Annotated in this window: 15 protein-coding genes; 1 reads left to right on the top strand and 14 read right to left on the bottom strand. The window is 43.0% G+C overall.

Annotated elements, in window-relative coordinates; all coding sequences use genetic code 11:
• Positions 1–613: 613 nt before the first annotated feature.
• From radA to ald, 5 genes are all read right to left on the bottom strand, one after another.
• A complete protein-coding gene (radA, locus tag C0979_RS10050; protein WP_101695863.1) occupies positions 614–1,972 on the bottom strand; it encodes a DNA repair protein RadA in 1,359 nt (452 codons plus the stop codon).
• Positions 1,973–2,071: 99 nt separating this feature from the next.
• On the bottom strand, positions 2,072–2,485 hold the full coding sequence (locus C0979_RS10045; protein WP_101695849.1) for an endosialidase: 414 nt from the start codon (positions 2,483–2,485) through the stop codon (positions 2,072–2,074).
• 57 nt (positions 2,486–2,542) lie between these two features.
• Positions 2,543–4,981, bottom strand: a complete 2,439-nt coding sequence (locus tag C0979_RS10040; RefSeq protein WP_101695848.1) for an ATP-dependent Clp protease ATP-binding subunit — start codon at positions 4,979–4,981, stop codon at positions 2,543–2,545.
• The gene (locus C0979_RS10035; protein ID WP_101695847.1) at positions 4,978–5,361 is read right to left on the bottom strand and encodes a GntR family transcriptional regulator; all 384 of its coding nucleotides are present in this window, start codon (positions 5,359–5,361) and stop codon (positions 4,978–4,980) included. The genes C0979_RS10040 and C0979_RS10035 overlap by 4 nt, the downstream gene beginning before the upstream one ends.
• Before the next feature lie 142 nt (positions 5,362–5,503).
• On the bottom strand, positions 5,504–6,622 hold the full coding sequence (gene ald, locus C0979_RS10030) for an alanine dehydrogenase (protein ID WP_101695846.1): 1,119 nt from the start codon (positions 6,620–6,622) through the stop codon (positions 5,504–5,506).
• 314 nt (positions 6,623–6,936) lie between these two features.
• Between ald and C0979_RS10020 the strand changes: the two genes are divergently transcribed.
• The gene (locus C0979_RS10020; RefSeq protein ID WP_101695844.1) at positions 6,937–7,794 is read left to right on the top strand and encodes a MurR/RpiR family transcriptional regulator; all 858 of its coding nucleotides are present in this window, start codon (positions 6,937–6,939) and stop codon (positions 7,792–7,794) included.
• Positions 7,795–7,899: 105 nt separating this feature from the next.
• On the opposite strand, the gene purD is transcribed toward C0979_RS10020, so the two are convergent.
• From purD to pyrE, 9 genes are all read right to left on the bottom strand, one after another.
• On the bottom strand, positions 7,900–9,171 hold the full coding sequence (gene purD / locus C0979_RS10015; RefSeq protein WP_101695843.1) for a phosphoribosylamine--glycine ligase: 1,272 nt from the start codon (positions 9,169–9,171) through the stop codon (positions 7,900–7,902).
• Positions 9,172–9,187: 16 nt separating this feature from the next.
• Positions 9,188–9,814 (bottom strand): phosphoribosylglycinamide formyltransferase, encoded by a 627-nt coding sequence (gene purN / locus C0979_RS10010; RefSeq protein WP_101695842.1) that lies wholly within the window; start codon positions 9,812–9,814, stop codon positions 9,188–9,190.
• Positions 9,808–10,833, bottom strand: coding sequence for a phosphoribosylformylglycinamidine cyclo-ligase (gene purM, locus C0979_RS10005; RefSeq protein WP_101695841.1), 1,026 nt, complete (start codon positions 10,831–10,833; stop codon positions 9,808–9,810). Before purM ends, purN begins: the two co-directional genes overlap by 7 nt.
• Before the next feature lie 48 nt (positions 10,834–10,881).
• Complete coding sequence (gene purE, locus C0979_RS10000) at positions 10,882–11,391, bottom strand: 5-(carboxyamino)imidazole ribonucleotide mutase (protein WP_101695840.1); 510 nt, start codon at positions 11,389–11,391, stop codon at positions 10,882–10,884.
• A gap of 103 nt (positions 11,392–11,494) precedes the next feature.
• On the bottom strand, positions 11,495–13,543 hold the full coding sequence (locus C0979_RS09995) for an aminopeptidase (protein ID WP_101695839.1): 2,049 nt from the start codon (positions 13,541–13,543) through the stop codon (positions 11,495–11,497).
• Positions 13,544–13,939 (bottom strand): DUF6142 family protein, encoded by a 396-nt coding sequence (locus tag C0979_RS09990; protein WP_101695838.1) that lies wholly within the window; start codon positions 13,937–13,939, stop codon positions 13,544–13,546. It lies immediately after the preceding gene.
• Positions 13,902–14,387: a VanZ family protein gene (locus tag C0979_RS09985; RefSeq protein WP_101695837.1), complete on the bottom strand. Its 486-nt coding sequence runs from the start codon at positions 14,385–14,387 to the stop codon at positions 13,902–13,904. Before C0979_RS09985 ends, C0979_RS09990 begins: the two co-directional genes overlap by 38 nt.
• Before the next feature lie 32 nt (positions 14,388–14,419).
• Positions 14,420–14,572 carry a hypothetical protein gene (locus tag C0979_RS12030; protein WP_173814679.1) on the bottom strand — a complete coding sequence of 51 codons (153 nt, stop codon included), beginning with the start codon at positions 14,570–14,572 and terminating at the stop codon, positions 14,420–14,422.
• Positions 14,573–14,589: 17 nt separating this feature from the next.
• Entirely contained in the window at positions 14,590–15,270 is a 681-nt protein-coding gene (gene pyrE / locus C0979_RS09980; protein WP_101695836.1) for an orotate phosphoribosyltransferase, read from the bottom strand.
• Between the last annotated feature and the right edge of the window lie 186 nt (positions 15,271–15,456).

Raw genomic sequence — 15,456 nt, 5'->3', positions numbered from 1 at the left:
GTCGCTCTTGCGTTTCTCAGAAGCGCTCTCTCGCGACAGCTATATTAGATTACCACGGATGTTTTGAATTGTCAATGTTATTTTTATTTTTTCTTCATTTTAGACAATTGATACAATTCAACTCTTCCAAACCGCTATTTCTTGTATTGTTTTACCATTTTTTTAGTTGTATCTTCCTCATGTGCTATTTCATAACTATTTCAATATAGTTATTTTAATAATAAGAGCGGATACCAACTTTTCCATTGATACCCGCCCTTATTTTACTGGCTCTGTCATTTTTTACCTCTTTCTTACGTCTCCAACTTAAATTTTAAATTCTTGGTGGTCCGTACCTTCCTTTCATAGATTTCAGTCGTCCATTCTGAATGTACATTCTTTTTCTTGAACACTGATTTACATCTATAAGATGATTACTAAGCAAATAACATCTGATCGTTTACAACTCGCGTTTGTCTTACGTTTCATTACTGTTATTTGTTATCTTTATACTACCACCAAGAGCTTTATTTGTCAAGCAATTTGTTTTATTTTTTTATTTTGTCTTTATATTTTAATTTTATTTTTATTTACCCTTGCTTTTTTTAGTTTTTTTATTTATTATCTGTATTTATTAGATTAACTTCATTGCCTGAACAACGCTTTTTATACCAATCAACTCTATTCCTTCCACCTTTCCAACGCTTTTCAAACACACTTCCGGCAATAAGCACGTTTTAAACCCCAGCTTTTTAGCTTCTGCAATTCTCTGTTCCGGCATCGTCACTGCGCGCACTTCTCCGCTCAACCCGACTTCCCCAAACACAATGGTGTCCTCTGCAATTGGCTGATTCTTATAACTGGATGCAATTGCCATTACAATTCCAAGATCCGCTGCCGGTTCATTCATTTTAATACCGCCTGCAATATTGACATATGCATCATATCCGGAAAGGGGAAGTCCTATACGCTTTTCCAAAACCGCCATCAAAAGATTCACTCTATTATAATCGAATCCAGCCGCCGTTCTTCTTGGCATTCCAAAATTTGTCTTACATACCAGCGCCTGAATCTCCATCAACATCGGTCTGGTTCCTTCCATTGCGCAAGCGACCACAGAACCAGATGCGTGTTCCGGTTTTCCATTCAACATAAATTCTGATGGATTTTCCACCTCTGCCAGCCCACTTCTCTGCATTTCAAAAACACCAATTTCATTCGTGGATCCAAATCGATTCTTAACCCCTCGAAGAATCCGGTAGGAAGCATGTCTATCTCCTTCAAAATATAAAACCGTATCCACCATATGTTCCAGAACCCTCGGTCCCGCAACCGTCCCCTCTTTTGTCACATGACCAACGATAAAAATTGAAATATTCATCCCTTTGGCAAGCTGCATCAGAATATTGGTTGACTCTCGAACCTGAGAAACACTTCCCGGCGCCGAGCTCACCGCTTCATTATACATAGTTTGAATAGAATCAATAATCACAGTCTCCGGCTTTTCTCGTTCAATCACCGTCCGAATCAGATCAAGATTGGTCTCACACAGCAAATAAAGATTCTCCGAAAAGTCTCCCATCCGATTTGCACGAAGTTTAATCTGTTTTAAAGATTCTTCCCCCGATATGTACAACACCTTCTTCTTGTTTTCCGCCAATCTCTGACAAACCTGTAAAAGAAGTGTAGACTTTCCAATCCCGGGATCTCCACCTACCAGAACTAAAGATCCCGGAACAATTCCTCCTCCAAGAACCCGATCCAGTTCTCCAATTCCAGTCTTAATCCTTTCATCCTCTGTTGTAGAAACGCTGGATAGCGTTACAACCTCCAGTTCCCCCCTGCTTTTTGCCGCCTCCACCGTTTTGGACAGCGTCATTTTTTCTTCCACAAAAGTATTCCATTCTTTACACATCGGGCACTGCCCAAGCCATTTACTTTCCTCATGTCCACAATTCTGACAGAAAAAAATACTCTTCTTTGCTTTTGCCATAATTCCTCCCTGATATCTGCAAAATTTGATAAAGAGAAAAGGGGCTGCTGCCACAGTCCCTTCCTTCAGTCAATCATAAAACGTTTTTCTATTGCTTTTCTATTTTTTTACAATCTTAACTTCAACGCTTTTACCGGATTCAAGTTCTGCACTGACACTCAGCTTTCCACTTAAATTCGTCTTCATGTCTCCTACATTCACACCATCCATATAGACAATATATTCACTATCCGCTTCCAATTCCAGTGTGAACTGTGCATCCTGGTCTCCTGACACTACAAAGGATACCAATTCTGCATTCGCTTTAAACTTCTCAACCGCTGTTCCCGGTACAGATTCATACACAAACATTCCGTTCTTTTCAAGCTTTGTGATCTCAGAAAATGTCTTCACCTTATACTGATCTCCCTGAAACGCAAATCCATCCAGCTTAGTCTTGCTTCCCAACGTATAATCTCCAAAACTAAGGGTTCCATCTGCTTCAGCTCTCAAAAGCTCTTTCACTGCTGCCATTCTTATAATCCTCCTAAGGTTCTTCTTTTGTTGTTCCTATTATACCGCAAAGCACTTTTAATTTGTAGCCTTTGCTTCAAATTTAATTTCTTTTTTAGACATTCTTGCAACAATCTGACTGCCGCGCTTGATTTCACCAGACAAAAGCGCTTCTGCCAGCCGATCCTCCAACTGGTTCTGTACAGCCCGGCGAAGCGGTCTTGCACCATATTTCTTATCCATTCCCGTTTCCACAATATGCTTTTTCACAGAATCTCGAATCTCCAAATCCATTTCCAGCTGTTCTTTTGCCCGCTTTTCCAGATCTTTGCACATAAGCCCTACGATCTTTTTCATCTGCTGTCCGTTCAATGGATGGAAGACAAGAATTTCATCGATTCGATTCAAAAACTCCGGACGGAAAATCAACTTAATCTCATTCATCACATTACTCTTCATTCGCTTGTAATCTCCAGATTCATCCTCTTTCGAATTAAATCCAAGCTTCTTCGGATCGATGATAGCCTGCGCTCCCGCATTGGATGTCATAATAATTACTGTATTTCTAAAATCCACCTTCCGCCCCTGTGAATCTGTAATATGTCCATCATCCAATACCTGCAAAAGAATATTAAATACATCCGGATGCGCTTTTTCAATCTCGTCAAACAAAATCACCGAATAAGGGTGCCGTCTAACTTGCTCACTTAACTGTCCACCATCATCATGGCCTACATATCCCGGCGGCGAACCAATCATCTTCGCCACGCTGTGCTTTTCCATATACTCCGACATATCTACACGAATCATAGAATTTTCATCACCAAACAAGGCTTCTGCTAATGCCTTGGAAAGCTCTGTCTTTCCAACGCCCGTTGGACCAAGGAATAAAAATGATCCTATCGGTCTCTTCGGATCTTTTAATCCGACTCTTCCTCTTTTCACCGCTTTCGCAACGGCCGCAACGGCCTCATCTTGACCTACAACCCGCTTATGCAAAGTCTGTTCTAACTTTCCAAGTCTTGCACTCTCTGATTCTGCCAGTCTCTGAACCGGAATCTTCGTCCACTGGGACACTACACCCGCAATATCTTCTTCCTGCACAGACAATCCCCGCTGCTCTTGTTTCTTCTGAAAACGTTTCTTGATCTGCCCCAGTTTCTTTTCTGCCATCTCCCTTTCCTGACGAAGCAAAGATGCCTCCGGCATATCTCCATTCCGAATCGCTTCTTCCATATCTACGGTCAGTCTGCTGACCGTCTTTTCCAGCTGCAGCATCGACTCCGGAACTTTAAATCCAGCAAGACTTACTTTGGAACACGCCTCATCTAACACATCAATAGCCTTATCCGGCAAAAAGCGATCATTGATATAACGCCCGGACAACCGCACCGCCGCTTCCAATGCCGCCGGATCGATTGTTACCCGATGGTGGTTTTCATATTTAGAACACAACCCTTCCAAAATATCAAGGCACTGCGCCGCATCCGGTTCTTCTACAGTAATCGGCTGAAATCTTCGCTCAAGCGCCGCATCTTTCTCAATATGCTTCCGATACTCCGAAATCGTTGTAGCTCCGATCAGCTGAAACTCGCCTCTTGCAAGGGACGGCTTCAGAATATTAGATGCATCCATTGCTCCTTCCGCACCACCGGCTCCAATAATCGTATGCACCTCATCCAGAAACAGGATCACATTTCCTGCAGATTTCACCTCTTGAATCAGACGCTTCATCCGCTCTTCAAATTCTCCTCGATACTTGGAACCCGCAATCATTCCAGCCAAATCCATTGTCACAATCCGTTTATCTTTCATACTCTCCGGCACTGCACCAGCTGCAATTCTGGCAGCAAACCCTTCGATCACCGCTGTTTTACCTACTCCCGGCTCTCCAACCAAACAGGGATTATTCTTCGTCCTTCGACTCAACACCTGCATCAGGCGCCCGATCTCTTCGTCTCTTCCGATTACCGGATCCAGTCTCCCCTGTTCTGCCTGCGATGTCAAATCTGTTCCGTACTGTTCCAGCACGCCATCTCTTCGGATTCTGCCATCGGATGCCATCTCTTCTTGATATATCTTCGGATCAATTCCTTCCACGTCCAAAATATCCTGATATAATTTCTGAAGATTTACATTCAGGGTCAGCAGAATTCTCGCCGCCACTGAATCTGAATCCTTCAAAAGTGCCAACAACAAATGTTCTGTTCCAATCCGATCCAAACGCATCCGAAGCGCCTCCGCTTTGCTTTCCTCCAGAATATAGGACAGTCTCGGACTAATCTGCGGATACCCAAGGGGCGCTTCCTCTCCCACCGGAGATACCAGTTCTTCCACTACTTTCCAGATTTTCTCTTCCTCAACTCCGTTAGAAGAAAGAATCTGCCCTGCCACACCAGAAATCTCTTTCTGAAGTCCCAGCAGAAGATGTTCTGTTCCCACATAAGGATGATTTCTCTCTTTTGCAATCTTCTTCGCAGTCTGTATTACCTTGTTCGCCTGTTCCGTATAATTCATTCTGTCTTTCCCTTTCTATACTCGTCAAATATCTCGTCTACTAAAGCATGCACTTCCTCTCTGGAAATATTCTTACAGCATCCTTTCGCCAGAAGAATCTTAAGACGCTGCTTCATTCTAAGCAATGCCTGAGCCTTGTCTGCATCAATCGCAATCACCGCGCCTCTCCTTCGATCCAACTGAATAAATCCATCTTGTTTTAATACGGTATATGCTTTATTTACGGTATGCATGTTAATTCCCACATCATCTGCCATTTGGCGCACTGACGGAAGCGCATCTCCCTCACGAATCATATCCATCGCAATTCCCATAATAATCTGGTTCTGCAGCTGGACATAAATCGCTTCATCACTGTTAAAATCAATCTCTATCAGCATTTTGTCACCTCTTTTGATCTTTTGTGCCTTTTGTTATACATATATTAGCACAAAACCAAGAAGCCCACAACCCGAAGATTGTGGACTTCTTTCGCAACTTTGAAGGAATTAAGTTTAGAGATTTCTCTTTTTATAAAATTTATTAGCAAAGTGTTTTAATATCTACATATTCGTAGCAATCGAAACTGTCTGCAACATTCTTGCATGTAAGTTTTCCATCATATGTGTTAATCGCAGAATAAATAACTTCATTGTCTTTACATGCCTGCTCCAGACCCTTATTCGCAATCTGAAGACCATAATTTAATGTAGCATTTGTCAAAGCAATTGTAGATGTTCTCGGAACAGCTCCTGGCATATTTCCTACACAGTAGTGTACAACACCATCCACTTCAAAGATCGGATCATCATGATACGTAACCTTTGTAGTCTCTCCACATCCGCCCTGGTCAACAGCAACGTCTACAAATACAGCTCCCGGTCTCATTTCTTTGAGATATTTCTTCTTGAACAGCTTCGGAGCTGCTTTTCCAGGAATCAATACAGAACCAATAACAAGATCTGCATCCTTCACTGCTTTTTCAATATTAGCATCTGTAGAAACAAGTGTCTGAACACGTGCTCCGAACAAATCATCCAAATAAGCCAGTCTCGGAAGACTGATATCCATAATTGTTACATTGGCTCCCATACCAACAGCAATCTTACAAGCGTTCGTTCCTACATTACCGCCGCCAAGGATTACAATGTTCGCCTTTGGAGTTCCAGGTACACCTGCAAGGAGAACGCCTTCTCCGCCAAACGTCTTCTCCAGATACTTTGCACCCTCCTGAATAGAAAGACGTCCTGCGATCTGACTCATAGGAGCAAGAAGCGGAAGTCCGCCCTGCTTCGGATCATACAATGTCTCATAAGCAACACCCTTCACTTTTCCATCAAGAAGGGCATCTGTCTGCGGTTTGTCTGCTGCAAGATGAAGGTAAGTATAGAGGATCAGCCCTTCATGGAACAATGAGTATTCTTCCGGAAGAGGCTCTTTTACTTTGATCATCATCTCAACGGTATCCCATACTTCCTTTGCCGTATCAATCATCTTAGCGCCTGCCTCTTCATATTCCGGATCCATAAATCCAGAGCCTACGCCTGCACCTTTCTCAATATACACTTCATGACCGGCATTCACATAACTCTTTACATTATCTGGTGTCATACCTACGCGGAATTCATTGTTCTTAATTTCCTTTACACATCCTACTCTCACTTTTCATACCTCCTGTAATCTGCTTCATTTGTTCTGCCATCTCATAGTTTCCGATCTCATTTCGAATAATTTTCTTCATCTTTTGAATTTGTTTGAAAAATATTATTCATTTGTTATTAAAATTATACTAACACACATACCAGTATTAATCAATAAAAGTTATTTTTTTCACGAAACTTTTAATTGTGTCATTCTTTTGTCAATTGCATTTACAATTTGTCTTGCATATTTTCCTGTTTCGTGATTAAATCTAAGTATAAGCAAAAGAACGAATTACTTCTTGAAGCAAAACAGCGATAACCGGAGGTATCAATATGAGTGATTTAAAAGAAATCATCTTGACCGCCAACCTGACCAAGACACAGAAAATGATCGCCAATTATATCCTGGAAAATTCTTCCGACGCCTGTTTTATGACCTCCACCGAAATCGCAATGAGGCTCGGAGTCAGTGAATCTTCCGTCATCCGTTTCAGCCGCTCTCTTGGATTTAGCGGATTTATGGATTTTCAAAAGGCTCTTCGGAAGGATTATCAGGATAAAGTATTGAGCATCTCAAGTTCTGTCACCGTACCGGCTCAGCGCGTGGCAAAACGTGCGCGACTCGACTCCAGTTCAGACTATATTCATCGCCATTTTCAGAATGCGGAAAAGAATCTGACGGCAGCGCTTGACAAAAACTCTGCGGATCTTTTTGAACGCGCTGCGGATCTTATCCTTGCCAGCAAGCGCAGATACATCTGCTCCACTCGTGGGAACAGCTGTCTGGGGGACTATTTCCTTCTATATCTGAAGCATATGGTTCCCAACGTGGAGACGACCTGCAGTGCCTGCATCAGCCCTATCGATCACATTTGCAGTATTACCCGAGAGGACTGCCTGATCATCTTCAGCTTCCCGCGATACTCCTCAGCCGATAGAATTACTGCTGAAATGGCAAAAGAAGTCGGCGCTACCATCATTGTGATCACCGACAAGTCCGACTCCCTTCTGGCAGAATACGCAACCATCCTCCTGACGGTTCCCGTCGACAGTAACACCTTCTTCAACTCTATGGTTGCTGCACAATTTGTAAGCGAATCTCTGTTGGATACGATCAGCCGCAAATCCAAAGGGCTGGAAAAACGGCTGAAAAAAATCGACCGTTACCTCGGAGAACTGGGAAATTATTAAACACCCCTCAAAATGAAACAGATGGATCTAATAACGAAGCTTTCTTCCTATTATCAGATCCATCTATTTCATTCTTTTCTATATACTTCCTACCATTCTTCTTTCCTATACTTCATCAATGGCTTTTCCAATGTCATGGCGCATATATTTATTCTCAAATTTTACCCACTCTGTTGCAGCATATGCATTTGCACGAGCTTCTTTTAAATCTTTTCCCTTCGCAGTAACTCCAAGCACTCGACCGCCGTTCGTTAAGAACTTTCCGTCCTTTTTGCAGGTTCCGGCATGGAAACAGTAATATCCTTCATGCTGATCAAATTCTTCCAAACCATTAATCTCAAGTCCCTTTTCATACTTCACAGGATACCCATCACTGGCAAGAACCACGCAAACCGCCGCATTATCTTCAAACTGCAGGTCGATCTGATCCAGCGTTCCATCGATGCAGGCTTCTATCACCTCTATAATATCATTCTTCATACGAGGCAGTACCACCTGTGCTTCCGGATCTCCAAATCTTGCATTGTATTCCAATACCTTCGGCCCTTCTTCCGTCAGCATCAGCCCGAAGAAAATCACACCTTTAAATGGTCTTCCTTCCGCCTTCATCGCATCAACTGTCGCCTGGTAAATATATTGGTTACAGAAGTCTTCCACTTCTTTCGTATAGAATGGGCTAGGAGAAAAGGTTCCCATTCCGCCTGTATTCAATCCAGTGTCTCCATCTCCTGCACGCTTATGATCCTGTGCAGAGGTCATGGTTTTGATAGTATTGCCGTCTACAAAAGAAAGTACCGACACTTCACGTCCTGTCATAAATTCTTCGATGACCATCTCATTTCCCGCAGATCCAAATTTCTTGTCCATCATAATCTCTTTGACGCCAGCTTTCGCTTCTTCTAAGTTCTGACAGATCAATACCCCTTTACCAAGCGCCAATCCGTCCGCTTTCAGTACAATCGGGAATTTTGCCGTCTCAAGATAGGCAATTGCCTGATCTGGATCTGTAAAATTCTCATATGCTGCTGTCGGAATGTGATATTTCTTCATCAGATCTTTAGAAAATGCTTTAGAGCCTTCCAAAATTGCCGCATTCTTTCTTGGTCCAAATGTGCGGATTCCCTCTGCTTCCAGCTCATCTACCAAACCACCCACAAGCGGATCATCCATTCCTACAATAACAAGATCCACCTCTTTTTCCTTTGCAAACGCAACGATTTTATCGAATTCCATTGCTCCGATCGGGGCACATTCTGCAAGTTCTGCAATTCCTGCATTCCCCGGTGTACAATAGATTTTTTCTACCTTATCACTTTTGGCCACACAATAGGCAATGGCATGCTCTCTTCCGCCGCTTCCGACAATCAATACTTTCATCTTTTATGCTCTCCTTCTATTCCGTAATAACTACCCGGCCATCAGAAACCTTCACCCGGTCATTTGCAATCAGATCAATCGCTTCCGGAAGAATCTTCCACTCCGCCTGTTCCATTACCCGCCGCTGAAGCATCTCAGGCGTATCCCCAGGACAGACTTCCACCGCTCTTTGCAAAATAATCGGACCGGTATCCGTTCCTTCATCCACAAAATGAACCGTTGCTCCGACCACCTTCACACCTCGCTCAAGCGCCGCCTCATGCACTTTCAGTCCGTAAAATCCTTTCCCGCAGAACGCCGGAATCAAAGATGGATGAATATTGATCATACGGTTCCTGTAACGTTCAATCATCTGCGGCGGGATTACTACAAGAAAACCTGCCAATACAACCAAATCCGGGTTCATCTCATCCAACTTTTCCAAAAACCGCTCATTAAACTCTTCTCTGGACGCATAATCTTTTGGCGAAATGCATTCCGAATGGATTCCATGCTGCTTTGCCCTTGTCAGTGCGTATGCATTCTTATTATTGCTAATCACTCCGACAATTCTGGTATTCGTAATGCTTTCAGACTCCACCGCATCGATAATCGCCTGCAGATTCGTACCTCCGCCAGATACCAGCACCACAACGTCTAACATAATGTGACTTCCTTTTCTCCTGCTTCAATACGACCTACTACATACGGGGTATCTCCGGCTTCTCTGATCGCTTCCATTGTTCTATCTACATCCTTCGGATCAACCGCAACAATCATGCCCAGTCCCATATTGTATGTATTGTACATCATCTGTTCTTCAATATCGCCTTTTTCTGCAAGAAGTTTGAAAATCGGCGGTACCGGATAGCTGTCTTTTTCTACCACAGCATGAGTTCCTTCTACCAACATTCTTGGAATATTCTCATAAAAGCCACCGCCCGTGATATGGCTGCAGGCTTTCACCGTTACACCTTTATTCTTGATATTCTTCAATGCTTTTACATAAATTCTTGTTGGTGCAAGAAGGGCTTCTCCCAATGTGGTTCCCAGTTCTTCATAATAGGTATCCAAAGACTCTTTTGTCATCTCAAACACTTTTCTTACCAGAGAGAATCCATTGCTGTGTACACCGGAAGATGCCATTCCGATCAGTACGTCATTCTCTTTTAAGTTCTCTCCTGTAATCATATCTTTTCTATCACATACTCCAACTGCAAATCCTGCCAGATCATAATCTTCCTCCGGCATCAATCCTGGATGTTCCGCTGTCTCTCCACCAATCAGCGCCGCTTCTGACTGGAGACATCCTTCTGCCACACCGCTTACGATTGCAGCAATCTTCTCCGGATAGTTCTTTCCACAGGCAATGTAATCAAGGAAAAACAATGGTTCTCCCCCTGCACATGCAATATCGTTGACACACATAGCAACAGCATCAATTCCGATTGTATCATGCTTATCCATGATCATCGCCAGCTTTACCTTGGTTCCGCATCCATCCGTTCCGGACAGAAGAACCGGCTCCTCCATCTCCTTGATTTTCGCAAGGGAAAATGCTCCTGAAAATCCGCCCAGTCCACCAAGCACCTCTGGACGCATCGTCTTTTTCACATGCTCTTTCATCAGTTCCACAGATTTGTAACCCGCTTCAATGTCTACGCCTGCTTTCTTGTAATCCATACCCTATCTCCTTTGTGTTGTGATCCTTTGATATTTCTTCAAACCTTATTAACGATTCAAATATGCCTCATAACCAATCTCATCCAGTTTTGCAGCTTTGGCCTGCACTTCTTCTTTCATTTTTGCTGTATAAGCTTTCAACTTATCCAAAAGCTCTCCGTCAGACGCAGCCAAAATCTTTGCTGCCAGAAGTGCCGCATTCTTCGCTCCATCAATAGCAACTGTTGCAACCGGAACTCCCGGCGGCATCTGCATAATAGAAAAGACCGCATCCATTCCATCTAAATTCTTGCCGGACAGCGGAACTCCAATCACCGGAAGAGCAAATAATGCCGCGCACATTCCCGGAAGGGCTGCCGCCATTCCAGCTCCCGCGATCATCACTTTCATTCCCCGTTCTTCAGCAGTACGTGTCCATGCAATCAGTTCATCCGGTTCCCGGTGAGCGGAAATAATTGTCATCTCATAATCGATTCCCAACTCTTCCAGCATAACCGCTGCTTTACTCATCACCTTAAGGTCTGAGTCACTTCCCATAACGATTCCTACTCTTGGCATACTTTTCATCCTTTCTCACTGTATCTTCTTAAATGCACCTTCTGAGAATTTTCCTTCTCTCAGTATTCGCCTGCATTCATAAGCTATTCATATAAATACTACCTTATTTATAAGTATTTTTCAATGGCTCATTTAAAATTTCTGTTCCAGGAAGCACAAATTTTCCATTCTCAAGAAGTAAAATCTCGGTTCCATCCTTTGTGATCACTGCAATCTTTCCCAATTCCTCATACGGGATCGTAATATCTGTATGACAATGAAAGTATGCTTTCGACACATCTTCCTTTCTCTTAAGTGAAACAGAATTATCTCTTGCTACAATTTCTTTTCCGTTCGGATTATAAACCTTGATATCCTCACTCCAGCTGTAACAGGTATCTCCCACGGAAAAATGCGGTCCCATCTTTTCCGCAATCAGAATCGGCATCTTTTCTTCGATTCCGTACTTCTTCGCCGCTACATACGCCGTCGTATTCGTTCCTATCGCGAACTCACCTAGCGGCAGCGTAGGGTGGCGGTACAGAACATTCTCCCGAATATATTCCTTGTTCTCCATCTCCCGCTCAAAATTTTTACAGGTATAATCCGCAATCATTCCATTGGAAAATGTAAGTTCCAGGTCTTTGTACTGCAATTCATTCAAATACACTTTACTGACATGCAGCACTCCATTCGTACCTTCCAAAACCGGTGAAGTAAACACTTCTCCCACCGGAATATTGACATCCGCCACACAGTTTTCAAAAATGGTTTCTTTTAAAGGATCCTTCAATGGATAAAGCTGCACCGTCAGATCCGTCCGGTTATCGCTTGCACCAAGAATCTTTACATGTGTTCCCTGATCCAGCGCATCAATCAGCGTCTGCTGCACCCGTTCGTAGGTACTTGCATCTAACGTATTAATTTTGATGATCTCATCAAAAATTTCTTCATACTGCTCTCCGATCTCCGGCACCGGATAAGCAATAATCGTAAAACTTCTCTCATCTCCCGGAATATAGGTATTGACCATCTGGCTTTGCCGACTGTCAAACGAAAGCATGATTTCATTCTGCTTCTTGGTAAGCTTCAAAGCCTCACCCTTTGATTCCGGCGCAAATGGTTCTTCCCCAAAGACCTCCATGCAGGCCGGTCCCGCCAACTGCGCCGCCTGATCTTTCAAATGTTCATAAGCCGTCTGCATCACCTGTAATTTGCGTTCCGCAAATCTGCGGTCTAAGAACAATGCCTGATCATCCTTATGATCGTACTCATACTGCTTGTTGGCAACTCCTCCATAATATCCTACTTTTAAATGCTGACGCTTGGTAAGCACACTGACCCCGGAACGATAAATCACCGGCTCAAGCCCCATCTTTCGGAAATTTTCGATTGCCCGGTGAATCACCCGTTCAAACCCAAGAACATAACGGATATTGACCACCGATTTTTTAGACAGATCTTTTCCGGTGTTGACAAACCCAATCCGGTATCCTTCCGTGTAAACATCCGCCATCTTCTGAATGGTTTCCTCAGAGAGTGAAGCCAGATGCCTGGATGTGCCCAACTCATTTTCACTGATATATTCTCCGAACTGATAGAGATACCGGACATCCGTAAGATCACTTTGCAAAATCAGATCAACTGCGAAGGATTCCGAAGGATCCAACTGCTCCCGAATCCGATCTGCCGTAAACACATCACAGTAGTCGCTGGCATACCAGTACACCGTATCTCTGACCGCACTTTCTTCCGGCACCTTTTCTCCTTCAAACTGATTATAAACCTCGATTAATAACTCAAACAGAATATCCAGATATTCCGTCTTTCCTTCAAATGTATAAACAATCGCTCCCCGAAGTTCTGTATAAAGAAAGCTCAATATCTGCCCATAGCCTTCGCCCAGCATACGAACAGCATAAGCCGGATTTGCATAACTGGTTTCATAAGCTTCGCCCAAAATATCCCGGTAAAGTCTCTCATTCCACGCTGCCAGTTCCTTCTGATCTGCCTGCTGGTAGCTCCCTTTTAGAAGCTGCGTTCTTAGTTCATCAATCATCTGTACAAACGCTGCCATCTGATGAAAATAATCCCTATATTTCTCCGGCACCGTATTCTCACTTTGCATCACGCGGATTCTTTCCACCGCTAGTTCATATCTTTCTTCAATCATTTAAAACAGCCCCCTGATAAATAATGCTGCCATCCCAGCTAAGAACACAGAATGTACGGCAATTCCTACTTTGCATGTAATATAATTTTTATCCCGCTCTTTTCTTCCTCTGATACCAAGTGACAGCCCCATCACGGATAACGCCAGGATACCAAGTCCTGCAAATCCCATCAGAAGCCCCACTTCTCCTTTGCTGATATAAGAATGGATCATCATCAAAAGCAAAAGCAGAAAAACAACCACTGCATAGATACAGGAATACACTCCCTTTTTCGCATGCTTCAGCGGTGCTTGTCCGTACTTGGTACGAATCATTTTCTTTCTTCTCTTTTCACGCTCTTTGATCAGTGCTTTTGCTCTATCTTCTTCTGTTTTTGGTTTTCTTTTTATGATCATGTCGTCTCCTTACAGCCGCACACATGCTGAAAATCAAATATCCGACCAGTCCTCCAATTGTATTGAGAAGCAGGTCATCCACATCAAAGCTTCCCACTTTCGTAAGAAGCTGAAAAGTTTCTACACAAAGGCTCAATCCAAAACTGTAAAATACGGTAGAAAAGAAGCTTCTATATCTGCTTGCCATCGGCATAAAAAAACCAAACGGCACGAAAATCACCACATTCCCAAACAGATTTGTGAACATCGCGAACATTCCTACCTGATCCCGATACTCCCAAAATCTTCTGATTTCCTTAAAAAGTTCAAGATTATAATGGTATTCCTGCATTTCGCCGGTGCGTCCGTACCAGTCTGAAAAAATCAGAAAATATATGATAAAAATCACATACAGCACAAACAATATCTTACCAAGGATACGGATTCTTTTTCTTTTCTTTGCGTTCAATCATTCAGCACCCTTTCCCAATTTTAAGCTCCCTAAAAAGTCAGCCCCTTCTTTTCCTTCAGCAAGCGCGCACCACTAATAATGGTAAGCACTCCTGCCGCCACTCCGATTACGGATATTACAATCCCAACCGCAATATTGACTGCCCCTGCAAATGTCATGACTTTATATGCTTTTTCATTCATGTTACATCCTCCAGATTCTATTTCGCACCATACTGTTCATAATATGCGTCAATTGCTGCTTTTAATGTATCATCAATCACAACTTTTCCATTGCATTCTTTATTATAGAGGCATTCTACAACTTCTTCCATCGTCACGATTGCAGCCGTCTCAAATCCATACAGTTCCTTCACTTCATCAAGCGCGCATTTTTCTCCACCTTTTCCTACTTCCATGCGGTTCAAAGACACCATCAGACCAACAATCTCTACATCTGCCGCATTTCTTACCTTCGGAACGGTCTCCTCCATGGATTTTCCGGATGTCGTCACATCCTCAATCATAATTACGCGGTCTCCGTCCTTAAGCTTGCTTCCCAAGAAGCTTCCCTTATCTGCACCGTGATCCTTTTCTTCTTTACGATCAGAACAATAGCGGATCTCTTTTCCATACAATTCACTATAAGCAATCGCCGTTACAACTCCAAGCGGAATCCCCTTGTATGCAGGTCCGAATAAAACATCAAAATCATCCCCGTAGGTGCTGTGAATTGCTTTCGCATAATATTCTCCCAATCTCTTTAACTGAGACCCTGTAACATATGCCCCTGCATTCATAAAGAACGGGGATTTTCTTCCACTCTTCAGTGTAAATTCCCCAAACTTAAGCACATCGCTTTCTACCATAAATTCAATAAATTCCTGTTTATAACTTTCCATATCTTAAAACCTCCATATTTTATCTTTTTATTGGATCTTTTTAACTTTAAAAAGCTCTTTTTAATCCTCTCAATCTTATCACAAATCTTAAGTTTGTTCCAATGCTTTTTTCATACTTCCGGCACTCCGGACATTTCAGCGCAGCTGTCGCTCCCTCGCAAACTCCTTCATCAGACAAAAAGCAGC

It is taken from the genome of Dorea phocaeensis (assembly GCF_900240315.1).
GTDB classification, from domain to species: Bacteria; Bacillota; Clostridia; order Lachnospirales; family Lachnospiraceae; genus Dorea_B; species Dorea_B phocaeensis.
This window is presented reverse-complemented; position numbering and strand designations above follow the sequence as displayed.

Bases quoted from the DNA above. Each gene is read 5' to 3' on its own strand.
- radA (WP_101695863.1), bottom strand. From the start codon at position 1,972: ATGGCAAAAGCAAAGAAGAGTATTTTTTTCTGTCAGAATTGTGGACAT.
- C0979_RS10045 (WP_101695849.1), bottom strand. From the start codon at position 2,485: ATGGCAGCAGTGAAAGAGCTTTTGAGAGCTGAAGCAGATGGAACCCTT.
- C0979_RS10040 (WP_101695848.1), bottom strand. From the start codon at position 4,981: ATGAATTATACGGAACAGGCGAACAAGGTAATACAGACTGCGAAGAAG.
- C0979_RS10035 (WP_101695847.1), bottom strand. From the start codon at position 5,361: ATGCTGATAGAGATTGATTTTAACAGTGATGAAGCGATTTATGTCCAG.
- C0979_RS10020 (WP_101695844.1), top strand. From the start codon at position 6,937: ATGAGTGATTTAAAAGAAATCATCTTGACCGCCAACCTGACCAAGACA.
- purD (WP_101695843.1), bottom strand. From the start codon at position 9,171: ATGAAAGTATTGATTGTCGGAAGCGGCGGAAGAGAGCATGCCATTGCC.
- purN (WP_101695842.1), bottom strand. From the start codon at position 9,814: ATGTTAGACGTTGTGGTGCTGGTATCTGGCGGAGGTACGAATCTGCAG.
- purM (WP_101695841.1), bottom strand. From the start codon at position 10,833: ATGGATTACAAGAAAGCAGGCGTAGACATTGAAGCGGGTTACAAATCT.
- purE (WP_101695840.1), bottom strand. From the start codon at position 11,391: ATGCCAAGAGTAGGAATCGTTATGGGAAGTGACTCAGACCTTAAGGTG.
- C0979_RS09995 (WP_101695839.1), bottom strand. From the start codon at position 13,543: ATGATTGAAGAAAGATATGAACTAGCGGTGGAAAGAATCCGCGTGATG.
- C0979_RS09990 (WP_101695838.1), bottom strand. From the start codon at position 13,939: ATGATCATAAAAAGAAAACCAAAAACAGAAGAAGATAGAGCAAAAGCA.
- C0979_RS12030 (WP_173814679.1), bottom strand. From the start codon at position 14,572: ATGAATGAAAAAGCATATAAAGTCATGACATTTGCAGGGGCAGTCAAT.
- pyrE (WP_101695836.1), bottom strand. From the start codon at position 15,270: ATGGAAAGTTATAAACAGGAATTTATTGAATTTATGGTAGAAAGCGAT.